The 22,046-nt window shown below is 59.0% G+C and carries 23 protein-coding genes and 1 tRNA gene; 8 read left to right on the top strand and 16 right to left on the bottom strand.

Annotation, left to right across the window (positions count from 1 at the left end; translation table 11 throughout):
• Positions 1 to 117: 117 nt before the first annotated feature.
• The gene (gene copA / locus AC3EMD_RS21260) at positions 118 to 2,619 is read right to left on the bottom strand and encodes a copper-exporting P-type ATPase CopA (protein ID WP_302073770.1); all 2,502 of its coding nucleotides are present in this window, start codon (positions 2,617 to 2,619) and stop codon (positions 118 to 120) included.
• A gap of 106 nt (positions 2,620 to 2,725) precedes the next feature.
• Between copA and cueR the strand changes: the two genes are divergently transcribed.
• Positions 2,726 to 3,136: a Cu(I)-responsive transcriptional regulator gene (gene cueR, locus AC3EMD_RS21255; protein ID WP_002892208.1), complete on the top strand. Its 411-nt coding sequence runs from the start codon at positions 2,726 to 2,728 to the stop codon at positions 3,134 to 3,136.
• Here cueR and AC3EMD_RS21250 read toward each other — a convergent pair.
• Together AC3EMD_RS21250 and AC3EMD_RS21245 are read right to left on the bottom strand one after the other, a co-directional pair.
• Positions 3,133 to 3,591: an NfeD family protein gene (locus AC3EMD_RS21250; protein WP_008805458.1), complete on the bottom strand. Its 459-nt coding sequence runs from the start codon at positions 3,589 to 3,591 to the stop codon at positions 3,133 to 3,135. The two genes, cueR and AC3EMD_RS21250, sit on opposite strands and share 4 nt — an antisense overlap.
• Positions 3,588 to 4,505, bottom strand: a complete 918-nt coding sequence (locus AC3EMD_RS21245) for an SPFH domain-containing protein (RefSeq protein WP_002892258.1) — start codon at positions 4,503 to 4,505, stop codon at positions 3,588 to 3,590. The genes AC3EMD_RS21250 and AC3EMD_RS21245 overlap by 4 nt, the downstream gene beginning before the upstream one ends.
• A gap of 140 nt (positions 4,506 to 4,645) precedes the next feature.
• Between AC3EMD_RS21245 and fetA the strand changes: the two genes are divergently transcribed.
• Complete coding sequence (fetA, locus tag AC3EMD_RS21240) at positions 4,646 to 5,323, top strand: iron efflux ABC transporter ATP-binding subunit FetA (protein WP_023322156.1); 678 nt, start codon at positions 4,646 to 4,648, stop codon at positions 5,321 to 5,323.
• The gene (gene fetB, locus AC3EMD_RS21235) at positions 5,310 to 6,092 is read left to right on the top strand and encodes an iron efflux ABC transporter permease subunit FetB (RefSeq protein ID WP_008805460.1); all 783 of its coding nucleotides are present in this window, start codon (positions 5,310 to 5,312) and stop codon (positions 6,090 to 6,092) included. Before fetA ends, fetB begins: the two co-directional genes overlap by 14 nt.
• A gap of 96 nt (positions 6,093 to 6,188) precedes the next feature.
• On the opposite strand, the gene AC3EMD_RS21230 is transcribed toward fetB, so the two are convergent.
• From AC3EMD_RS21230 to tesA, 3 genes are read right to left on the bottom strand one after another with little or no spacing between them, the layout of a single operon-like run.
• A complete protein-coding gene (locus AC3EMD_RS21230) occupies positions 6,189 to 7,043 on the bottom strand; it encodes a co-chaperone YbbN (RefSeq protein WP_008805461.1) in 855 nt (284 codons plus the stop codon).
• A 58-nt stretch (positions 7,044 to 7,101) separates the two neighbouring features.
• The gene (locus AC3EMD_RS21225; RefSeq protein WP_009484702.1) at positions 7,102 to 7,911 is read right to left on the bottom strand and encodes an SDR family oxidoreductase; all 810 of its coding nucleotides are present in this window, start codon (positions 7,909 to 7,911) and stop codon (positions 7,102 to 7,104) included.
• On the bottom strand, positions 7,901 to 8,524 hold the full coding sequence (gene tesA / locus AC3EMD_RS21220) for a multifunctional acyl-CoA thioesterase I/protease I/lysophospholipase L1 (protein ID WP_012542655.1): 624 nt from the start codon (positions 8,522 to 8,524) through the stop codon (positions 7,901 to 7,903). Before tesA ends, AC3EMD_RS21225 begins: the two co-directional genes overlap by 11 nt.
• On the opposite strand from tesA, the gene ybbA reads away from it, so the two are divergent.
• The 3 genes from ybbA to AC3EMD_RS21205 all read left to right on the top strand — a co-directional run bounded on the left by ybbA (position 8,495) and on the right by AC3EMD_RS21205 (position 12,920).
• Positions 8,495 to 9,181, top strand: coding sequence for a putative ABC transporter ATP-binding protein YbbA (ybbA, locus tag AC3EMD_RS21215; RefSeq protein WP_008805463.1), 687 nt, complete (start codon positions 8,495 to 8,497; stop codon positions 9,179 to 9,181). The two genes, tesA and ybbA, sit on opposite strands and share 30 nt — an antisense overlap.
• Complete coding sequence (gene ybbP, locus AC3EMD_RS21210; protein ID WP_080928733.1) at positions 9,178 to 11,592, top strand: putative ABC transporter permease subunit YbbP; 2,415 nt, start codon at positions 9,178 to 9,180, stop codon at positions 11,590 to 11,592. Before ybbA ends, ybbP begins: the two co-directional genes overlap by 4 nt.
• A 182-nt stretch (positions 11,593 to 11,774) precedes the next feature.
• Positions 11,775 to 12,920: a porin gene (locus AC3EMD_RS21205; RefSeq protein WP_042946820.1), complete on the top strand. Its 1,146-nt coding sequence runs from the start codon at positions 11,775 to 11,777 to the stop codon at positions 12,918 to 12,920.
• Between the two features lie 107 nt (positions 12,921 to 13,027).
• Here AC3EMD_RS21205 and mnmH read toward each other — a convergent pair whose 3' ends face one another.
• From mnmH to ppiB, 6 genes are all read right to left on the bottom strand, one after another.
• Positions 13,028 to 14,104, bottom strand: a complete 1,077-nt coding sequence (mnmH, locus tag AC3EMD_RS21200) for a tRNA 2-selenouridine(34) synthase MnmH (RefSeq protein ID WP_274897581.1) — start codon at positions 14,102 to 14,104, stop codon at positions 13,028 to 13,030.
• Positions 14,105 to 14,215: 111 nt separating this feature from the next.
• The gene (purK, locus tag AC3EMD_RS21195) at positions 14,216 to 15,283 is read right to left on the bottom strand and encodes a 5-(carboxyamino)imidazole ribonucleotide synthase (RefSeq protein ID WP_012968798.1); all 1,068 of its coding nucleotides are present in this window, start codon (positions 15,281 to 15,283) and stop codon (positions 14,216 to 14,218) included.
• Positions 15,280 to 15,789, bottom strand: a complete 510-nt coding sequence (gene purE, locus AC3EMD_RS21190; RefSeq protein WP_004151322.1) for a 5-(carboxyamino)imidazole ribonucleotide mutase — start codon at positions 15,787 to 15,789, stop codon at positions 15,280 to 15,282. Before purE ends, purK begins: the two co-directional genes overlap by 4 nt.
• A 96-nt stretch (positions 15,790 to 15,885) precedes the next feature.
• Complete coding sequence (locus AC3EMD_RS21185; protein ID WP_039102919.1) at positions 15,886 to 16,224, bottom strand: hypothetical protein; 339 nt, start codon at positions 16,222 to 16,224, stop codon at positions 15,886 to 15,888.
• Between the two features lie 107 nt (positions 16,225 to 16,331).
• The gene (gene lpxH, locus AC3EMD_RS21180) at positions 16,332 to 17,054 is read right to left on the bottom strand and encodes a UDP-2,3-diacylglucosamine diphosphatase (RefSeq protein ID WP_049139469.1); all 723 of its coding nucleotides are present in this window, start codon (positions 17,052 to 17,054) and stop codon (positions 16,332 to 16,334) included.
• A gap of 3 nt (positions 17,055 to 17,057) precedes the next feature.
• Entirely contained in the window at positions 17,058 to 17,552 is a 495-nt protein-coding gene (ppiB, locus tag AC3EMD_RS21175) for a peptidylprolyl isomerase B (protein WP_008805471.1), read from the bottom strand.
• A gap of 175 nt (positions 17,553 to 17,727) precedes the next feature.
• Between ppiB and cysS the strand changes: the two genes are divergently transcribed.
• Complete coding sequence (gene cysS / locus AC3EMD_RS21170; protein WP_004143010.1) at positions 17,728 to 19,113, top strand: cysteine--tRNA ligase; 1,386 nt, start codon at positions 17,728 to 17,730, stop codon at positions 19,111 to 19,113.
• A 45-nt stretch (positions 19,114 to 19,158) separates the two neighbouring features.
• Here the strand turns inward: cysS and ybcJ are convergent, their stop codons facing one another.
• The gene (gene ybcJ / locus AC3EMD_RS21165; RefSeq protein WP_004143016.1) at positions 19,159 to 19,371 is read right to left on the bottom strand and encodes a ribosome-associated protein YbcJ; all 213 of its coding nucleotides are present in this window, start codon (positions 19,369 to 19,371) and stop codon (positions 19,159 to 19,161) included.
• A gap of 1 nt (position 19,372) precedes the next feature.
• On the bottom strand, positions 19,373 to 20,239 hold the full coding sequence (folD, locus tag AC3EMD_RS21160; RefSeq protein WP_004143017.1) for a bifunctional methylenetetrahydrofolate dehydrogenase/methenyltetrahydrofolate cyclohydrolase FolD: 867 nt from the start codon (positions 20,237 to 20,239) through the stop codon (positions 19,373 to 19,375).
• A 339-nt stretch (positions 20,240 to 20,578) separates the two neighbouring features.
• On the opposite strand from folD, the gene AC3EMD_RS21155 reads away from it, so the two are divergent.
• Positions 20,579 to 20,655 (top strand) — tRNA-Arg (locus tag AC3EMD_RS21155).
• A gap of 15 nt (positions 20,656 to 20,670) precedes the next feature.
• Here the strand turns inward: AC3EMD_RS21155 and AC3EMD_RS21150 are convergent.
• Positions 20,671 to 21,828 carry a tyrosine-type recombinase/integrase gene (locus tag AC3EMD_RS21150; protein ID WP_302074200.1) on the bottom strand — a complete coding sequence of 386 codons (1,158 nt, stop codon included), beginning with the start codon at positions 21,826 to 21,828 and terminating at the stop codon, positions 20,671 to 20,673.
• Positions 21,711 to 22,046, bottom strand: a complete 336-nt coding sequence (locus AC3EMD_RS21145) for a helix-turn-helix domain-containing protein (protein WP_071788041.1) — start codon at positions 22,044 to 22,046, stop codon at positions 21,711 to 21,713. The genes AC3EMD_RS21150 and AC3EMD_RS21145 overlap by 118 nt, the downstream gene beginning before the upstream one ends.

Below are 22,046 nucleotides of genomic sequence, written 5' to 3'. Positions count from 1 at the left end.
GTGAGGCATTCATGCTAGCGCATATGGTGATACACGTCACCCTTCCGGCGGGCTTTTCTTGTGTCAGCAAAAATACAGGCGCCGAACAACGTCGGCGCCCGTTTCATCTGACGGCGTTTACTCTTTTGGTTTAAAGCGCAGCAGGCGGTTGGCGTTACTCACCACGGTGATCGACGACAGCGCCATCGCCGCGCCGGCGACCACCGGGTTGAGCAGGGTGCCGGTCAGCGGCCAGAGGATCCCGGCGGCAATCGGGATACCCAGCGAGTTGTAGACAAACGCGCCCAGCAGGTTCTGCTTCATATTGCGTAAGGTCGCCTTCGAAATCGCCAGCGCATCGGCCACGCCGTGAAGACTATGGCGCATCAGGGTGATCGCCGCGGTTTCAATAGCGACATCGCTGCCGCCGCCCATGGCGATCCCGACATCCGCCTGGGCCAGCGCCGGAGCGTCGTTAATGCCGTCGCCAACCATCGCCACTTTGTGCCCCTGGCTCTGCAGTCGTTTAATGGCATCGGCTTTACCGTCCGGCAGCACGCCAGCGATCACTTCATCAATGCCGGCTTCTTTGGCGATGGCCTTCGCGGTGGTGGGATTATCCCCGGTAAGCATCACCAGCCGGTAGCCCTGCCGATGCAGGCGGGCCAGGGCGTCGACGCTGTCTTCGCGCAGCGGGTCACGGATGGCGAACAGCGCGGCCGCCTGACCATCCACCGCCAGCAGCACCGGCGTGGCGCCGCGCGAGGCCTGCGCCGTCATCTCGCTTTCTATATCGCCGGTGGCGATATGCTGCTCGTTGAGCAGCGCCTGGTTGCCGAGCAGCAGGCGATGACCTTCCGCTTCGCCGCTGACGCCAAGGCCGCGCAGGGTGCGGAAGCCGCTCACTTCCGGCAACGAACTGTCGGCGGCTTTATCGAGGATCGCTCGCGCCAGCGGATGACTTGAGCCCTGCTCCAGCGCGGCGGCAAGACGCACCGCAGTCGCTTCATCAATGCCAGCGAAAGTTTTCACCGCCACCACCTGCGGCTTGCCTTCGGTCAGGGTGCCGGTTTTATCGAACACCAGGGTGTCGAGCTCGCTAGCGCGCTGCAGCGCATCGGCATCGCGCACCAGCACACCGTACTCCGCCGCCCGGCCAACGCCGGAGATAATCGACATCGGCGTCGCCAGGCCTAACGCGCACGGACAGGCGATAATCAGTACCGTGGTGGCAATGACCAGGGTATAGACGATCTGCGGCGCCGGGCCGAAGACGTACCAGATCGCGGCGCTGATCAGCGCAATGGCGACTACCGCCGGAACAAATACGGCGGAGATTTTATCCGCCAGCTGGCCGATCTCCGGTTTGCTGCTCTGCGCCTGGCGCACCATGCGGATAATTCTTGCCAGCGTGGTCTGGCTGCCGACGGCGCTGGCGGTAAACAGCACGCTGCCATCCTGCACCACGGTGCCGGCGTGAATGGCATCGCCATCGCCTTTTTGCTGTGGCACCGGTTCGCCGGTGAGCATCGCTTCATCAAACCAGGCTTCGCCCTGGCTTATCACGCCGTCGACCGGGACGCGGTCGCCGGTGGTCAGGCGCAGCGTCATACCCGCCTGAACTTCCGCGAGCGGCAGATCCTTTTCCCCCTCAGGGGTCACCACGCGGGCTGAAGGCGGCGTCAGATCGAGCAGTTTCTCCAGCGCTTTCGAGGAGCGCTGGCGGGCGCGGGCTTCCAGCATATGGCCGAGGTTAATCAGGCCGATAATCATCGCGCTGGCTTCGTAATACAGATGCCGGGCTTCCATCGGGAACCACTGTGGCCACAGGTTGACGCTCATCGAGTACAGCCAGGCGACGCCGGTGCCGAGCGCCACCAGCGTATCCATGGTGGCGGTGCCATTTTTCAGGCTTTTCCACGCGCTGCGGTAGAAGTGGCCGCCGGCAAAGACCATGACGGCGAGGGTGATAAGGCCGATGACCAGCCACAGCGAACGGTTGTCGTCGCTGACCATCATGTTATCGCCGATCATCCCCCAGACCATCACCGGCACGCCGACCAGCAGGGCGACAATCGCCTGCCAGCGAAAACGCTTCATCGTAGCAATAGCAGTTTCCTGCTGGCGTTCGCGGCGTTGCAGATCGTCTTCGATCGCCTCCGCGCCATAGCCGGCTTTCTCCACCGCCTGCACTAATTCTGCGGCGGACGCACTGCCCATCACCAGCGCCGTGCGTTCCGCCAGGTTAACCCGCGCCTGTGAGACGCCCGGCACCGCGGCAAGCGCGTTTTGTACCCGGGAGACGCAGCTGGCGCAGCTCATGCCGTTGATCAGCAGCTGTTGACTGTCATCTTCGTCATGGGCTGCCGGAAGCTCAGGAGTGGCCGCTGTCAGTGCTTCCGACGGGATTGATGATTCTGCCAGCGGTTTAGCCTTTGGGTGGCTGAGCTCCGCGCCGTATCCGGCTTGTTTCACAGTTTCAATCAGCGCTTGCGCGCTGGCGCTACCCGTGACATGGGCTTCAGTGAGGGTCACCTCGGCTTGCTCAACGTCAGGACGCTGCTCCAGACTCTCTTTCACGCGTTTGACGCAGTGGCCGCAGGAGAGGCCATCCAGCGTCAGGTCGATAGTGTTAGACATAAATAACTCCTGAATAATTTTCCGGTCAACGATTGACCAGACCCACTCTTTCATCGAGTATTAAGAAGGTTAAACCTTCCAGCAAGGGGAAGGTCAAGGAGAAAAAATGAATATCAGCGATGTGGCGAAAAAAACCGGTTTAACCAGCAAAGCGATTCGTTTTTACGAAGAGAAGGGGCTGGTGACGCCGCCGTTGCGGAGCGAAAACGGCTACCGCACCTACAGTCAGCAGCATCTCGATGAGCTGACGCTGCTGCGCCAGGCGCGGCAGGTGGGGTTTAACCTGGAAGAGTGCCGCGAGCTGGTGGCCTTGTTCAACGACCCGTCGCGGCACAGCGCCGATGTGAAAAAACGCACGCTGGAGAAAGTGGCGGATATCGAGAACCATATCCGCGAGCTGCAAAATATGCGCGCGCACCTGCTGGCGCTGGCCGAATCCTGCCCCGGCGACGACAGCGCGGAGTGCCCGATTATCGATAATCTTTCCGGCTGCTGCCATCGCAAGGCGCAGGCTTAACGGACGGCGGGTCTGATTCGTAGCGTAATCCCTTCTACGGCAATCACTTCAACCTTGCTGCCCGCCGCGAGGTCTTCATCGGCAATCACCGGCCAGGAGCTGTCGCCCACGCGTACATGGCCACGGCCGTTTACCAGCGGGGCATCCAGCGTCAGGCGGCGGCCCACCAGTTGCTGCCCGCGTTGGTTGAGCTGAGCATCGGCCGGACGCTGCGTTTTGACCCGCTTGCGCAGCCATTTCGACCACAGCCACGCCGCCAGCAGGGTGAGAACGGCAAACAGCGTCCCTTGCCATTCCCAGCTCAGCGGCAGGAGCCAGGTGAGAGCGCCGGTCACCACGCCAGCGACGCCGCTCCACAGCAGATAGCCGCTGCCGCCAAGCATCTCGGCCGCCAGCAGCAGCCCGCCCAGGCTTAACCAGAACAGATGCGGATGGGCGAAGATCATGTCGATCATGATTTTTTCCGATCGCCAGCGCCTTCTTTGATCAGCTCGCTGATCCCGGCAATCGATCCCATCAGGCTGCTGGCATCCAGCGGCATCAGCACCACTTTGCTGTTGTTAGCGGCGCCAATCTGCTGCAGCGCATCGGTGTACTTCTGCGCCACGAAGTAGTTGATCGCCTGAATATCGCCCGAGGCGATTGCCGAGGAGACCATCTGAGTGGCGCGGGCTTCCGCTTCGGCGGAACGTTCGCGAGCTTCGGCCTGCAGGAAAGCGGACTGCCGTTCCCCCTCGGCTTTGAGGATCTGCGACTGCTTTTCCCCTTCCGCTTTCAGAATTTCCGCCTGTCGCACCCCTTCGGCCTCAAGGATATAGGCGCGTTTGGTACGTTCGGCTTTCATCTGGGCGTTCATTGAGGCAATAAGCTCCGCCGGCGGGCGAACGTCGCGAATTTCGACGCGGGTGATTTTTACTCCCCACGGATTAGTGGCGTCGTCAACGATATGCAGCAGACGGGTGTTAATGCTGTCGCGTTGGGAGAGCATTTCGTCCAGCTCCATCGAGCCGAGCACGGTACGGATATTGGTCATCGTCAGGTTGACGATCGCCTGCTCAAGATTGCTGACCTCGTAGGCGGCCTTTGGCGCGTCAATCACCTGAATAAAGCAGACAGCGTCGATGGTGACGTTGGCGTTATCCCGGGAGATAACCTCCTGCGAGGGGATGTCGAGCACCTGCTCCATCATGTTCACTTTGCGGCCGATTCGGTCCATAAACGGCACGACTAAGCTTAATCCCGGCTGCAGCGTCTGGGTAAAGCGCCCAAAACGTTCTACCGTCCACTGATAGCCTTGCGGGACAATTTTCACCGCCGCGGCCACAATGACCAGCGCGACGAAAATAAGGATAGGAATAAAAATCAGCATCAAAAACCTCCTGTCTTGTTGCCTGGTGGGGCGCTACAAGGAAATAGCGCATGTTTAAACTGAGTATATCTTTCTCCTCATCCTGGAGAAAGGAAAGTGGGGTAAACTAGCGGTGTTTCAGAAAATAATCAGGAAGACTCATGAAGGAAAATAACGCGCTTTTGCGTCTCGAGGGTGTGGGGTTTAAGACCGACGACGCAGTTATTTTACACAATATCACTCTTCAGCTCAGACCCGGAGAATTTAAGCTGATTACCGGGCCTTCCGGCTGCGGGAAAAGCACCTTGCTGAAGATTATCGCCTCGCTGCTCAGCCCAACCTCCGGACGCCTGTTTTTTGACGATGTGGATATCGCGACGCTGTCGCCGGAAACCTATCGTCAGCAGGTGTCTTACTGCGCGCAGACGCCGGCGCTGTTCGGTGATTCAGTCTACGATAACCTGATTTTTCCGTGGCAGATCCGCAACAAACAACCCGATCCGCAGGCGCTGGTGGCTGACCTGCAGCGCTTTGGCCTTGGCGAAAATATGCTGGAAAAGTCTATTAACGAACTGTCCGGCGGGGAAAAGCAGCGCGTATCGCTGATCCGCAATTTACAATTTCTACCGCGCGTGCTGCTGCTGGACGAAATTACCAGCGCGCTGGATGAAAGTAATAAACAGAATGTGAATGACATTATTCATGGCTACGCGACGGAAAAACAGGTCGCTGTTCTGTGGGTCACCCACGATCGCAACGAAATTTCGCATGCCGATGAAGTGATTACGCTGCAACCTGCCGGCGGAAACATGCAGGAGGTACAGCATGAACGGGCATAACATTACGAACGAATCGCTGGCGCTGTCGATGGTGCTGGTGCTGATCGCTATTCTGGTCAGCTATCGGGAAAAACTGGCACTGGAAAAAGATATTATCTGGAGTATTTGCCGGGCGATCGTGCAGCTGATTATCGTCGGCTATGTGCTGAAATATATCTTTAACGTCAATCATGCGGTTCTGACGCTGTTGATGGTGCTGTTTATCTGCTTTAACGCGGCGTGGAATGCGAAGAAGCGCAGTAAATATATCGATAAAGCTTTTGTCTCGTCGTTTATCGCCATCACCACCGGCGCCGGACTAACGTTGGCGGTACTGGTCTTTTCGGGGTCGATCGCCTTCGTGCCGATGCAGGTGATCCCGATTGCCGGGATGGTGGCCGGGAACGCCATGGTGGCGGTGGGGCTGTGCTACAACAATATGGGCCAGCGCTTCAGCAGCGAGCAGCAGCAGATTCAGGAGAAGCTGAGCCTCGGCGCGACGCCGAAGATGGCTGCGGCGCGGCTGATTCGCGAGAGCATTCGCGCGTCATTGATTCCCACCGTCGATTCAGCGAAAACGGTCGGGCTGGTGAGCTTGCCTGGGATGATGTCGGGGCTAATTTTTGCCGGTATTGACCCGGTGAAGGCGATTAAGTACCAGATCATGGTGACCTTTATGCTGCTGTCGACCGCCAGCCTGTCGACGATTATCGCCGGCTATCTGACCTACCGGAAGTTCTTCAATGCCCGTCATCAGCTGGTGGTAACGCAGCTGAAAAAGCACCCATGAACGATCCCGGGTTGCGGCGTTCACGCCTTACCCGGGCTACCACGGCGTAATCTGTAGCCCGGATAAGCGTAGCGCTATCCGGGTCAACGCCTCTGATTAGTACAGCAGCGAATAGAGCTGGCGGCGGTATTTGGCGGCCAGCGCATCGCCGGTACCGAGGGCGGCGAGGATCTCCTGCAGCATCTTGCGCGCCTGGCCATCGCCGGCGCCTAAATCCTTCTGCAGATGGCTGAACAGCAGCGCCAGCGCTTCTTCATTACGCCCGACCTGATGCAGCTGCAGCGCCAGCTGGGAGGCCAGCTGCGCATCGTCCGGATTCTGTTCCACCTGCTGCTGCAACTGCTGAATTTCCGGGGTGTCGGCGGCCTGTTTGAGCAGCTCAATCTGCGCCACCAGACCCTGATAGTGGGTGTCCTGATCCTGCAGCGGGATGGTTTTCAGCACGCTTTCCGCTTCATCGGAACGGTGCAGGGCAATCAGCGTTTCCGCCAGCAGCAGACCAATCTGGCTGTCCTGATTCGACAGCTGCCAGGCTTCCTTCAGCAGCGGTAATGCCTCGGCGTATTTTTCTTCCTGCATCAGGGCCAGCGCCTGCTGGGCTTTCAGCTCCTCTTCACGCGGCAGGACTTTATCCAGCAGGGCGCGAATCGCTTCCTCCGGCTGCGGGCCTTCAAAACCGTCCACCGGCTGGCCGTTCTGGAACAGATAAACTGTAGGGATGGCGCGCAGACCAAACTGTGAAGCGAGCATTTGCTCGGCGTCGCAATCAACCTTCGCCAGCGTGAACTGGCCGTTATACTGGGCGGCCAGGCGCTCGAGGACTGGGGTCAGTTGTTCGCAGTGCTGGCTGCGGGCAGACCAGAAATAAAACAGCACCGGGACGTTCATGGACTGCTGTAGCGTCTGCTGCAGGTTCGCTTCGCTAATATTGACAATATTCTGTTCGGACATGGGCATTTCTCGTTAGTCGATTTCTGTTTTACATGGGGGCGGCATGCCGCGCTTCAACTCAGCCGTGGATAATTTTGTCCATCGCGCGGGCAGGCAGCAGGCGTTTGAGCAGCGCCACCGCGTGAGTCACCAGAGTGACCGGGTAGCGCAGCTTTGGCTTATCGCTGGTAAAAGCGTGGCGCACTTTTTCCACCACCGCCTCCGGCCCGAGGGTAAAGCGAGCGGCGATGCCCGGATTTTCTACGGGTTTATCGCTTTGCGTCTGGTTGACGTTATCGGTAAAGCGGGTGCGGATCGGGCCCGGTTCAATCAGGCTGACCTGAATACCACTGTGGCGCAATTCCATGCGTAGCGCATCGGACCACGCCTCGAGGGCGTATTTACTGGCGGCATAGGCCCCGCGACCGGGACTGGCGATGAGCCCCATCACCGAGGAGGTCATCACGATGCGCCCTTCGCCGTGCGGCGTCATCGCCGGCAGCAGCAGCATGGTCAGCTGATGCGCGCCGAAAAAGTTGGCGGAAAACTGCTGTTCCATCTGCTGGCGGCTGATGGTGTTCAGCGGGCCATAGACGCCATAACCGGCGTTATTGAACAGGCCATAGAGACGATTATCGGTCAGCGCAATCACCTCCGCCGCCGCGCGCTCCACGCTCTGTGGGTCATCCAGATCGAGCAAAATACCGGTTAGCCCCAGCTCCTGCATCCGCGCGACGTCCTCCGCTTTGCGGCAGGCCGCCAGCACGCGAAAGCCCTGGCGGGTTAAATCCAGCGCGCTTTCCAGACCAATTCCGCTGGAACAGCCTGTCACTAAAACCGTTTTTTGCATAACTTTACCTGTCAGCGACCCCTGGCGTTCAGGAGTCATGATTAACTAAGGGAGCCAGCCGGTTCGCCATCCAGTCGGCGATAAACGGCTGCGCGTCGCGATTTGGGTGAATGCCGTCGTCCTGCATCCATTGCGGTTTGAGATAGACCTCCTCCATAAAAAAAGGCAGGAGAGGAATATCGAACTCTTTGGCCAGGGCCGGGTAAATCGCGCCGAAGGCTTCATTATAGCGGCGGCCATAGTTCGCCGGCAGGTGAATTTGCATCAGCAGCGGCTCGGCGTTGGCCGCTTTGATATCTTTAATAATGGTGCGCAGTGTTTGCTCGGTCTGCTGTGGCGGAAAACCGCGCAGCCCGTCATTGCCGCCGAGCTCAACCAGCACCCAGCGCGGCTGATGCTGCTTAAGCAGCGCTGGCAGGCGGGCCAGCCCCTGCTGCGAGGTATCGCCGCTGATGCTGGCGTTCACCACCGGTGTTTTCGCCTGCCACTTCTCATTGAGCAGCGCAGGCCAGGCGGCGTTGGCCGCCATTCGATAGCCAGCGCTCAGGCTGTCGCCGAGGATCAGCAGCGTGTCCGCCGCCATTGCGCGGCAGGTAAACAGGAACAAAAACAGGAAAGGCACATGCCAGCGGAAAACATACTTGAAGTTCATCATCTTAAGAAGTCCGTCGGTCAGGGAGAGCATCAGCTCTCCATCCTTACCGGAGTTGAGCTGGTTGTCAAACCGCGGCAGACCATCGCCCTGATCGGCGAGTCAGGTTCCGGTAAATCGACCCTGCTGGCGATCCTCGCTGGCCTGGACGATGGCAGCAGCGGGGAAGTCTCGATGCTGGGCAAACCGCTGCATCGGATGGATGAGGAGGCGCGGGCGGCGCTGCGGGCGCAGCACGTTGGCTTTGTTTTTCAGTCGTTTATGCTGATCCCGACGCTCAACGCCCTGGAGAACGTCGAGCTGCCGGCGCTGCTGCGCGGCGCCAGCGACAGTGAGAGCCAGGGCGATGCCCGCGCGCTGCTTGAGCAGCTGGGGCTTGGCAAACGCCTGCACCACCTGCCGGCGCAGCTCTCCGGCGGCGAACAGCAGCGGGTGGCGCTGGCCCGGGCCTTCAACGGGCGCCCGGCCCTCCTGTTCGCCGATGAGCCCACCGGCAACCTCGATCGCCAGACCGGGGACAAAATTGCCGATCTGCTGTTCTCGCTTAATCGCGAACACGGCACCACCCTGATCCTCGTCACTCACGATCCGCTGCTGGCGGCGCGCTGCGACCGCCGTCTGCGCCTGGTGGATGGCCAGCTGCGGGAGGAAGCATGATCGCCCGCTGGTTCTGGCGCGAATGGCGCTCGCCGTCGCTGCTGATCGTCTGGCTGGCGTTAAGTCTCGCCGTGGCCTGCGTGCTGGCTCTGGGGTCGATAAGCGATCGGATGGAGAAAGGCCTTAGCCAGCAAAGCCGTGAGTTTATGGCCGGCGACCGTACGCTGCGCAGTTCGCGCGAGGTACCCGCCGAGTGGATCGCGCAAGCGCGGAAGTCAGGGCTGACCGTCGGCGAGCAGCTGAGCTTCGCCACCATGACGTTCGCCGGTGATACGCCGCAGCTGGCGGACGTTAAGGCGGTGGACGACCGCTATCCGCTGTATGGCACCCTCGAGACGCAGCCGCCGGGGCTGAAGCCGCAGGCGGGGAGCGTGCTGCTGGCGCCAAGGCTGATGGCGCTCCTGAACCTGAAAACCGGCGATACGATTGACGTTGGCGATGCCACGCTGCGCATTGCCGGGGAAGTGATTCAGGAGCCAGACGCGGGGTTTAACCCCTTCCAGATGGCGCCGCGACTGATGATGAATATGGCTGACGTGGCAAAAACCGGGGCCGTGCAGCCCGGCAGTCGCGTCGCATGGCGCTATAAGTTCGCCGGTAACGTGCAACAGCTGGCGGATTATGAACAATGGCTGCTGCCGAAGCTCGGCGCGGAACATCGCTGGACTGGCCTTGAACAGGACGACAGCGCGCTGGGCAAATCCCTTGAGCGCTCGCAGCAATTCCTGCTGTTATCCGCGCTGTTGACGCTGCTGCTGGCCGTTGCCGCGATCGCCGTGGCGATGAGCCACTACTGCCGCAGTCGCTACGATCTGGTCGCAATTTTGAAGACGCTGGGTGCCGGGCGGGCGCAGCTGCGCAAGCTCATCGTCGGCCAGTGGCTGCTGCTGCTGACGCTGTCGGTAATAAGCGGCGGGGTCGTGGGCCTGGCGCTGGAGCGCCTGCTGCTGTTGATGCTCAAACCGGTGCTACCCGCCGCGCTACCCGCTGCCAGCGGTTGGCCGTGGCTGTGGGCTATCGGGGCGACAGGCGTCATTTCCCTGCTGGTGGGCCTGCGGCCGTATCGACTGCTGCTGGCGACCCTGCCGCTGCGAGTGCTGCGTCAGGATGTGGTGGCTAACGTCTGGCCGCTGAAACACTATATTCCTGTGGTCTGCGCGGTGGTGGTCGGCGGGCTGGCCTGGCTGATGGGCGGCAGCCCGCTGCTGTGGTCGGTGCTGGCCGGGGCGGTGGTGCTGGCGCTGCTGTGCGGCCTGGTGGGCTGGGGATTACTGTGGCTGCTCAAACGCCTGACGCTCAAAGCCTTGCCGCTGCGTCTGGCGGTGAACCGCCTGCTGCGCCAGCCGTGGTCGACCCTCAGCCAGCTGGCGGCGTTTTCCCTGTCGTTTATGCTACTGGCGCTGCTGCTGGTGCTGCGCGGCGATCTGCTTGACCGCTGGCAGCAGCAGTTGCCCCGGGAAAGCCCGAACTACTTTCTGATCAATATTGCCCCTGAGCAGATAATGCCGGTGAAGACTTTCCTCGCCGAACACCAGACCCGGGCGGCGGAATTTTATCCGATCGTCCGGGCTCGTCTGACGCAGATCAACGGTCACTCCACGGACGGTAACAAAGACGAAGCGCTGAATCGCGAGCTTAATCTCACCTGGAGCGAACAGCGTCCGGATCATAATCCGCTGGTGGCCGGTAGCTGGCCGCCGAAGCCGGGCGAGGTATCGATTGAAGAGGGACTGGCGCAGCGGCTGGGGGTGAAGATCGGCGATACGGTGACCTTTACCGGCGATACTCAGGACTTCAGCGCGAAGGTCAGCAGCGTGCGCAAAGTTGACTGGGAGAGCCTGCGGCCCAACTTCTTCTTTATTTTCCCCTCCGGGGCGCTGGACGGGCAGCCGCAGAGCTGGCTCACCAGCTTCCGCTGGGATAACGGTCCCGCGATGTTGACCCAGTTGAACCGCGAGTTTCCCACCGTTAGCCTGTTGGATATCGGCGCCATCCTGCGTCAGGTCGGCCAGGTGCTCTCCCAGGTCAGCCGGGCGCTGGAGGTGATGGTGGGCCTGGTCACGGCCTGCGGCGTGCTGCTGTTGCTGGCGCAGGTCCAGGTCGGTATGCGCCAGCGGCATCAGGAGCTGGTGGTCTGGCGCACGCTGGGGGCCGGGAAATCGCTGCTGCGCGCCACGCTGTGGGCGGAGTTTGCCCTGCTGGGGCTGGTTTCCGGACTGGTGGCGGCGATAGGCGCGGAAGTGGCGCTGGCGATGCTGCAGACGAAAGTATTTGATTTCCCCTGGACGCCGGACTGGCGCTTGTGGGTGATGCTGCCGCTGACGGGAGCGGTGTTGTTATCTCTGTGCGGCGGCGGGCTGGGGCTGCGTTTGTTAAAGGGGAAAGCGTTGTTCCGTCAGTTTAGCCAGTAAGATTATTGCATTTTGATGATGCGCCCCCTTTTTTTGGCGGCGCTTTTATTTTAAGCGCAAAAATTGATAACTCGTTGATTTTTAAGCGCACAAAACATTAAAAAACCGACAACACGCTGTACTGATTCGCGGTTAATATTCAGCTGGTAAATATAAGGTTGCTTATTAATCAAGGAAAAACTATGGCACATAAAATAAAAGCGCTGGCGGTCTCGATCGGCGCAACACTGGTGTTCGCTTCATTTGCTTCCCACGCGGAGATCACGCTGCTGAAACAAGATCCGCAGGCGGGCGATCCGTTAAGCCGGCTTAACTTTACCGTCGGCGGGAGTATTCGTCCGCAGTTCAACATGATGAGCGGTGATGGTGATAAAGGATCCTATAAGCGTAACGGTTTCGACGGTGGCACCCGTTTCCGCTTCGCGGCGGATTACTACCTGTTCGATGATATTAGCTGGATTAGCTACTACGAACTGGGGGTGAACATTCCGGCACTGTTTGACTGGGATAACCACTACGCGGAAGGCGCAAACAATACCACCCGCCGCATGCTGTATACCGGCCTGAAAAGCGATACCTGGGGCACATTAACCTACGGGCAGCAGAACAGCATTTACTATGATGTGGTGGGGGTGAAAACCGATATCTGGGACTACGACATGATCGGCCAGGCCCCGGGAAACGGTATTAACGGCGATTACGATGGCTCCTATCGTTCACGTAATATGCTGAAATATAAGAAAACCGTGGGTGATGTCGATTTATACGGCTCTTATCTGTTCGAAGATAGTGAGTATCTGCCTGGCAACGGCCTGCGCTACAAGCGTAAAGGCGGCGGTTCTATTGGTGCGGACTACCACATCATGAAGGACCTGACCTGGGGTACTGCGTGGAACTACACTCGCGCCGAAATGCGTGACCCGTCAAGTTCCGACAACAAAACCTATGACCAGAACATCGTCGGTACCGCGCTGAGCTGGACCCCGGATAACTGGACCTTCTCCTTCGGCGGCGGCTGGTATCAGAACTTCCTCACCACCAAAAAAACCGATGTGCATAACTACTTCGCCGGCGACGCCTGGGGGATTGAATATTTTGCGGGCTATAAATTCCCGATCAATCAATACGCTGTTAAATCTATTCAGCCGTACTTTATGGGCGACCGCCTGCAGTACGTGAATGGCCGCAACTACCAGCGTATCGATAACGGTCTGGGGATCAGCTTCCAGCTGGATTACGGTTTCCGCGTTGACTACGAACACGTGTTTACCTCCAGCACCGACAACCTGGGGGATATGAACCTGGTGCGTCTGCGCTACGACTTCTAAGCGGTCACAACTCCCCGGTCGCGCTGCGCTACCGGGGCTACAAATCGCGCCGAGCGGTAGCCCGGCTAAGGCGTTTACGCCGCAAGCCGGGACAATAGCGCATGCGATTACTTCGCCAGCCAGGCGGCGACCTCCTGCCAGTTGCCGCGAAAAATAATCTTCCCGTCTTTTTTCCCCAACTGATAGCGATACATTGGATCGTAATATTCTTCCAGCAGCGGCACCAGCCAGGCGAAGTGCGCCTCGGTGCTGGCGGTGCGCTGCTGCTGCGCCAGCGCCGCGTCGAGCCGTTCAGTCAGCTGAGCAAAACGCTGCAGCCCCAGGCGACGGCGGATGGCAAACAGACCGTGATGGAGGTACTCGCCGTATGCCTGCCAGCCTTTCTCTTCGCCATACGCGGCGATAAAGTCGCGATACATGCGATCGAAATACTCTTCGCGCAGCCGTTCGAGGCGAACGTCAAATGGATCTTCCACCACCGCCAGCGGCGATTGCGCCATGCGGAGGCGCAGGCACTCCGGCAGATGGTTGGCACCGATCATATGGCCTTCATCTTCCAGCACCCAGCGGGTCTGCTGTTCGGCTTTTTTAAGCAGGCTGACCGCCAGGTGGTTTTCAAAGGTGGCCTGCGGGTGCTGATCCTGCAGGGTTCGACCGAATGAAGAACCGCGGTGATGGGCAAGCCCTTCCAGATCGATACCGTCCGGTCGCGAGCAGACCAGCTGAGTTTTGCCATTGCCGGTGCAGCCGCCAATCAGCACAATCGGGCGCTGTACCAGTTCGTCGGTGGCCTGGATCGCCGCCTGGCGTAGCGCTTTATAGCCGCCGACGATCAGGGGGTACTCCACGCCAGCGTCTTTCAGCCACTGCTGGACGATATGCGATCGCTGGCCGCCGCGGGCGCAGCACAGGTAACCGTGCGGGTAACGGGCGCACGCTTCCAGCCACGCCTGGATCCGGCTGGCGCGCAGGTCGCCATCAACCAGCTTATGGCCGAGCGCCAGCGCCGCCTCTGGCCCCTGACGCTTGTAGCAGGTGCCGACCGCGGCGCGTTCTTCATCATTCATCAGCGGCAGGTTGATCGCCGCCGGCATCGCGCTTTGGCTAAACTCCACCGGGGCGCGTACGTCAATCAGTGGCGTATCGCTGGCGAGAATGGCGCGATAATCCGTCCCATTGGTCATGGGGTATCCTCTGAAGTCAAAACAGAAATGGGCTTTACAGCAAGGGGGGGATTGTACGCGCCTCAAGGTGTGCCGGGGAAGGGGATAGATCAAATCCCCGGCACGCAGGGCTTAGCTGAGCTGCGATTGCGCCCAGAACAGGCCGCTGGTGTACTCCGGCGGCAGCAGCGGCTTGATCGCTTCCAGCGTCGCGCTCAGGCGATCGGTATCGCTGTCGGTGAGGTTCAGGTGCCCGACTTTGCGACCCGGACGCACCTCTTTATCGTACCAGTGCAGGTGCACCAGCGGCAGCTTCAGCCAGTCGTAGTTGAGATCGGTGCCGATCAGGTTGATCATTACCGACGGGCTGTTGACCACCGGCGGCGGCAGCGGCAGGTCGGTAATCGCTCGCAGATGCAGTTCAAACTGGCTGATGGAGGCGCCATTTTGCGTCCAGTGGCCGCTGTTGTGCACGCGCGGCGCCAGCTCGTTGATCAGCAGCCCCTCGGCGGTGACGAAGCACTCCATCGCCATCACGCCGACGTAGTTCAGCTCGTTCATGATCGCCGTCAGCATGCTTTCCGCTTGTTCCTGCTGGCGGGCATTGGCCTGCGGGAAGGCCACGCTGGCGCGCAGAATACCGTCCTGATGCAGGTTGCGGGTCAGCGGGTAGAAGACGGTGCTACCGTCATGGGCGCGGGCGCCCACCAGCGACACTTCGCCGGAGAAGTTAATCCCCTGCTCGACGATGCACTCGCCGTAGTTATCCTCCGGGAGTTGCGCGATTTCGTCAGCGCGCAGGCGCCACTGGCCGCGGCCGTCGTAGCCGCCGACGCGACGCTTAACGATCGCCAGCTCGCCAAGGCGGGCAAACACCGCCGGCCATTCGCTTTTATCCGCCAGCAGCTGCCACGGGGCAGTGGCCAGGCCAAGCTTGTCGAACAGCTGCTTTTGCGTCAGGCGGTCGGCGATAATCGGGAAGACATCGCGGTTGACGAACGCCGGATGGCGGGCCAGCTCGCGGGTGAGGGCGGTTTCCGGCCAGCGTTCAATTTCTGCCGTGATGACGCTCTGCTGGAACGGCACCGCTTCCGGGTCGGCTTCCAGGCCGACTGGCCAGACGGCGATGCCCAGCGGCTCACCGGCCTGGCGCAGCATGCGACCTAACTGACCGTTACCGAGCACGCATACCTGTTTCATGCCGCACCCCGCGGATCCGGGTTATCCAGCACTTCATCGGTTTGTGCCTGACGCCAGGCGCTCAGGCGCTGGTGCAGTTCGGCATCATGCTGGGCAAGGATCTGCGCGGCGAGCAGGCCAGCATTCGCTGCGCCAGCTTTGCCGATAGCCAGCGTACCGACCGGAATGCCGCGCGGCATTTGCACAATGGAGTAGAGGCTGTCGACACCGCTTAAGGCCGCGCTCTGAACCGGTACGCCGAGCACCGGCACCAGGGTTTTCGCCGCAATCATGCCCGGCAGATGCGCCGCGCCGCCTGCCCCTGCAATAATCACCTGATAACCGTGGCTCTCGGCGCTTTCAGCAAAGCTGAACAGCTTATCAGGCGTACGGTGGGCGGAGACCACTTCGACATGGTACGGAACGTTCAGGGCATCAAGGATTTCTGCGGTAAATTGCATGGTAGCCCAGTCGCTTTTGGACCCCATCACGATGGCGATACGCGCCGAATTATTGCGGGAAGACATGCGTCTTAAAACTCCTGTGGGTGTGTTTCACACTGCTTTAGAGGCCACAGAGAATAGCATGAACTGCCAGCAAGGAAAACGGTTGCGTGCGCATGGTTAGCCGTCTTTTGTCTCGTTCAGTGATGACGTCGATCGCGGCTTATTGGCCTTTATCTCATTCATGATGCAGGTGATGAGCAGCACTACCCCCCACGGGAGCATCAGGGTGCCCATCACCAGTAAATAGATTTGTACCAGCCGGCTATCGTGGGGGCGAGTACAGAGCAAATAAATGGCATAGAAATAGATGGCCCACGCCAGCATTGCACACCAGACAAACGTCAGCGTGTTGCCGATAGCGACGCCGATTAAGGCGATATAACTTACCCCTAACGGATTGAGGATCGCGATGATCGTTCCCCACATCAGCGGCTGATTCCACTTTTTCCTGTTCATGCTCATTCCTTGAGAGTGATGTCGTGGGAGACTAGCATGCAGGACGCGGGGAAGCGCGCACCTTTACCCGGGCAAAAGACGGTTTCGGAATTGTGCTCGCGCAGGAACTAGAACGGAAAGTGGATCAGTTCGACGTCGTCCGGTGTCACCTTGACCATCGAACCTTCGCTGTGCCAGGCGCCAAGTACCACGCGCCATGCAGGTTGGCCGTTGGCCTGCAGTTCATGGACCGCCGGGCGATGGGTATGGCCGTGGATCAGCCACTGCACATGATGTCTTTCCATGACGTCAACTACCGCCTGTGGACTCACATCCATAATGTCCATCGATTTACTGCTGTTGGCGGCTTTGCTGTCGGCGCGCATGCGGGCGGCGATGCGGCGGCGGATAAACAGCGGCAGGGCCAGGAACAGACGCTGGATCCACGGGGTGTGGACTTTGGCGCGAAACGCCAGATAGCCTGGGTCATCGGTGCACAGCGTGTCGCCATGCATAATCAACACTTCACGGCCATAGAGGTCCAGTCGCTCTTCTTCGGCGAGCAGGAGCATCCCGCTCTGGCGGGCAAAGCGCTGGCCGACGAGAAAATCGCGGTTGCCGTGGATGAAGTAGCACGGCACGCCGGCGTCGACGACGGCTTTGATTGCCGAGGCAATTTGTTGGTGCAGCGGGTTCGGATCGTCATCGCCGATCCACGCCTCAAACAGATCGCCAAGGATATACAGGGCGTCCGCCTGGCGGGCTTCGCCCTGTAAAAAACGCAGAAAACCGGCGGTGATCGCCGGTTCTTCTGTTTGCAGGTGCAAATCTGCAATAAAAAGTGTCGCCACGAATTACTCGCTGACGGTGACGCTTTTGATGATCACATCATCTTTCGGCACATCCTGGTGCATGCCGCTGCGGCCGGTGGCAACCGCTTTGATTTTGTCTACCACGTCCATGCCTTCAACCACTTCGGCGAAAACGCAGTAGCCCCAACCCTGCAGGCTTTCGCCAGAGAAGTTCAGGAAGTCGTTATCGGCCACGTTGATGAAGAACTGGGCGGTGGCGGAGTGCGGCGCCTGAGTACGGGCCATTGCCAGCGTACCACGGGTGTTTTTCAGGCCGTTGTTCGCTTCGTTCTGAATCGGAGATTTGGTCTCTTTTTGTTTCATGCCCGGTTCGAAACCGCCGCCCTGAATCATAAAGCCGTTGATAACACGGTGGAAAATGGTGTTGTCGTAGAAACCTTCGCGGCAGTAGTCCAGGAAGTTTTTAACTGTTTCCGGCGCTTTGTCGTCAAACGTTTTGATTACGATATCGCCATGATTGGTGTGGAAAGTAACCATTTTTGCATCCTGTTCCGATGAGTGTGGTGCCAGCACCCGATGTCGGGTGAGATATAGGGGGGTGTTATAGCATAACCGCGGGGGTCGATGCACCTTGCAATGTGTGCTGCGTCCGGTCTGAATTATGGGTATTATAGAGACTTCATTACCCACACACGTCTACACGGAATCTTCGATGTTAAAAATTTTTAATACACTGACGCGCCAGAAAGAGGAATTTAAACCTATCCATGCCGGGGAAGTCGGCATGTACGTGTGTGGTATTACCGTTTACGATCTCTGTCATATCGGCCATGGCCGTACCTTCGTCTCCTTTGACGTCGTGGCGCGCTATCTGCGTTTTCTTGGCTATAAGCTGAAGTACGTGCGCAATATCACCGATATCGACGACAAAATCATTAAGCGCGCTAATGAAAACGGCGAAAGCTTTGTCGCGCTGGTCGATCGCATGATTGCCGAAATGCACAAAGATTTTGACGCGCTGAATATTCTGCGTCCCGACAGCGAACCGCGCGCAACGCACCATATCGCGGAGATCATTGAGATCACCGAGCAGCTGATCGCTAAAGGCCATGCTTACGTGGCAGATAACGGCGACGTGATGTTTGACGTGCCGACGGACCCGAATTACGGTCTGCTGTCGCGTCAGGATCTCGATCAGCTGCAGGCGGGGGCGCGCGTCGACGTGGTTGACGTCAAGCGGAATCCGATGGACTTCGTCCTGTGGAAGATGTCGAAAGAGGGCGAGCCAAGCTGGCCGTCGCCGTGGGGCGCGGGTCGTCCGGGCTGGCATATCGAGTGCTCGGCGATGAACTGCAAGCAGCTCGGCAACCACTTCGATATTCACGGCGGCGGTTCGGATCTGATGTTCCCGCACCATGAAAACGAAATCGCCCAGTCCACCTGCGCCCATGACGGCGAGTACGTTAACTACTGGATGCACTCCGGCATGGTGATGGTTGACCGCGAGAAGATGTCGAAATCGCTGGGTAACTTCTTTACCGTCCGCGACGTGCTGAAGTATTACGATGCGGAGACGATTCGCTACTTCCTGATGTCCGGCCACTATCGCAGCCAGCTGAACTACAGCGAAGAGAACCTCAAGCAGGCGCGTTCGGCGCTGGAGCGTCTGTACACCGCGCTGCGCGGGACGGACAAATCCGTCGACGCGGCGGGTGGCGAAGCCTTCGAAGCACGCTTTATCGAGGCAATGGACGACGACTTCAACACCCCGGAAGCCTATTCGGTGCTGTTCGATATGGCGCGTGAAGTAAACCGCCTGAAAACCGAGGACGCGGCCGCGGCGAACGCCATGGCGGCCCACCTGCGTAAGCTTGCTGCGGTGCTGGGTCTGCTGGAGCAGGAGCCGGAGGCGTTCCTGCAGAGCGGCGCGCAGGTTGACGACGCGGAAGTGGCGGAGATCGAATCGCTGATCCAGCAGCGTCTGGACGCGCGTAAAGCGAAAGACTGGGCGGCGGCGGATGCGGCGCGCGACCGTCTTAACGAGATGGGCATTGTGCTGGAAGATGGCCCGCAGGGCACCACCTGGCGCCGGAAGTAAGCCATAAAAAAACGCCCGCAAAAGCGGGCGTTTTTCTTTTCGTTGTCAGGCCGTGACGGTGACGCTCTGGCCTTCAAAGCTCACCGTCTGACCGGCGACGATCTTGCAGCGTTTGCGGGTTTCCACCGCGCCGTCAACTTTCACCAGCCCGTCAGCGATAGCGATTTTCGCCTGGGCGCCGCTTTCGCTCCAGCCTTCCAGCTTCAGCAGATCGCACAGCTCAACGTGCGGGTGTTTACCCAAGGAAAATGTCGCCATCTCAGGCCTCCTCAACGTCGTGATACTCTTCGCACGCCTGCAGCGTGTTCTGAATCAGGGTGGCGACGGTCATCGGGCCAACGCCGCCGGGAACCGGGGTGATGTAGGACGCGCGTTCGGCGGCATCTTCATACACCACGTCGCCGACCACTTTGCCGCTTTCCAGACGGTTAATGCCGACATCGACCACAATCGCCCCTTCTTTAATCCACTCGCCAGGAATAAAGCCCGGTTTACCTACCGCGACGATCAGCAGGTCGGCGTTTTCGACGTGATGGCGCAGGTTTTTGGTAAAGCGGTGGGTCACGGTGGTGGTGCAGCCGGCCAGCAGCAGCTCCATGCTCATCGGGCGACCGACGATATTGGACGCGCCAATGACCACCGCATTGAGGCCGTAGGTGTCGATATTGTAGCGTTCCAGCAAGGTCACGATACCGCGCGGAGTGCACGGACGCAGGCGCGGCGCCCGCTGGCACAGGCGGCCAACGTTATAGGGATGGAAGCCGTCGACGTCTTTATCCGGCGCGATGCGCTCGAGCACTTTGACGTTGTCGATCCCTGCCGGCAGGGGCAGCTGAACCAGAATACCGTCGATGGTCTTATCGGCATTCAGGGTGTCGATAAGCTCCAGCAGCTCGGCTTCGCTGGTGGTTTCCGGGAGATCGTAAGAGCGGGAGACGAAGCCCACTTCTTCACATGCTTTGCGCTTGCTGCCGACATAAATCTGCGAGGCCGGGTTGCTACCGACCAGCACGACGGCCAGCCCAGGGGCGCGTTTTCCGGCCGCAACGCGAGCCTTCACTTTTTCCGCAACCTCAGAGCGTACCTGCTGCGCAATCGTTTTACCGTCAATAATTTTTGCTGCCATCAGAGAGAGGATTCCATCTGTATCTTTACGAAAGGGGGATGAGGATATTTTGTCAGAAGCGGGCCTCGCTGTCAGTCCTCGTTTGCTGTTTTATCCTGTCTGCGGTGAATTTAGCCTGTTTTGACCCTGTTAAGCCCAGGGGCATTGGTGTGTTGCGCCTGGCCACTAAGTGAATTTTCGCGCGCATGAGCCCCGGTGGTATGCTTCTTGTACAGTTGCTGAGGGATATTTCGCCAGCATCGTATAAGCCCCGCAGTTTCCTGGCAAAATGGATTGACTCAACGGACGTGGACCGTATAATTCCAGGCGTTTCACTCCGCGAAGCACTCGCTTCTCAGGGCGCCCTTAGCTCAGCTGGATAGAGCAACGGCCTTCTAAGCCGTAGGTCACAGGTTCGAATCCTGTAGGGCGTGCCATTAAGAAACAAGCACTTACGCCAGTTTTAAACCAGCCTGATTTCCTCCTTGTGTCGTATTTGTGTCGCTAGTGCCAAAAATGGCGTCAATTTTCCGTGCGTGTTCGGTCAGGTGGTTCGGCGCCAGGTGAGCATAACGACGCACCATCTCGATGCTCTCCCATCCTCCCATTTCCTGCAAAACAGAAAGCGGGACGCCGGACTGAATAAGCCAGCTCGCCCAGGTGTGCCGGAGGTCGTGAAAACGGAAATCCTCGATCCCCGCTTTTTTCAACCCGGCTCGCCAGGCGTTATTGTCATCCACTCGCATTTTTCTAACCGCGGGCGTCAGTGTCCCATCAGGGCGATGCTTTGCCGTCGTATGAACAAACACCCACCGGGAGTGCTTCCCTATCTGATCCCTTAATACCCTGCATGCGGTATCATTCAGAGCTACGCCAATCGCCTTGCCCGCTTTTGCGTTCTCCGGATTTACCCATGCAACCTTTCTCTGCATATCGACCTGCTGCCACTCAAGCCCGATGATGTTTGAGCGGCGCAGGCCGGTTGCCAGTGCAAATATCACCACTGGTTTAATGCTCTCCGGCATGCACTCGATCAACCGCTCAGCTTCTTCTCTGGTCAGCCACCGTATCCGCTTACTGATCGGCTTGCGGGTTTTGATAACAGGAGCTGTTTTTATCCAGCCCCAGTCATTCGCCGCGGCCCTGAGAAGGGAACGAATGAAGGAAAGGTGTTGCGCCTTCGTCGCCTGCGAAACCTGCCGTGGTTTGTACTCCGGAACAGGCTTACCCTTCCTCAGCGCGGCATCACGCTTACTCTCCCACACCTGCAGGTGTTTACGGTTGATCATCCCGTTAACGGCTTCATGAACTTCCTCCGCCGTTATTTTCGAGACATCACGGCCGGAAAAATGCTGCAGCCAAAACTCAATTTTGGTTTTGTCATCATCCAGCGATCGCTTATGGTCCTTTTCCCGCAGCCACCGGATGCAGCATTCTTCGAAGGTTCTGACGGGCAGATCGCCGATCTGATCAACCCGCCACGCTTCCGCCTTCAGCTTGTCGTGGAGCTCCTGAGCCTGCTTTTTGTCCCCCGTGCCAAGAGATCGCCTAACTCTTTTTCCTGACGGCGTAAAGAAATGACAGTGCCACACGCCGCCCCTGAGGGTGATTGACATAAAACTTCTCCTTTATGTTCACCCGCGTTCGCGATGACAGGATCGCGCGGGGTTTTCAAATATGCAATACACGCCGCCTCAGTCGTTCTGTACTTGTTGCCGACCTTTCGGCCGGCGAGCTCCCCAGACTCAATCAGGCGGTAGATCACCCGCGCCGACACGATGAGCAAATCGGCGGCCTGCTGTGCTGTTATCGGTTTGTCAGACGTCAT

It is taken from the genome of Klebsiella sp. PK18 (assembly GCF_057784655.1).
Note: the sequence above shows the minus strand (reverse complement) of the source record. Positions and strands in the feature narration are given on the sequence as shown.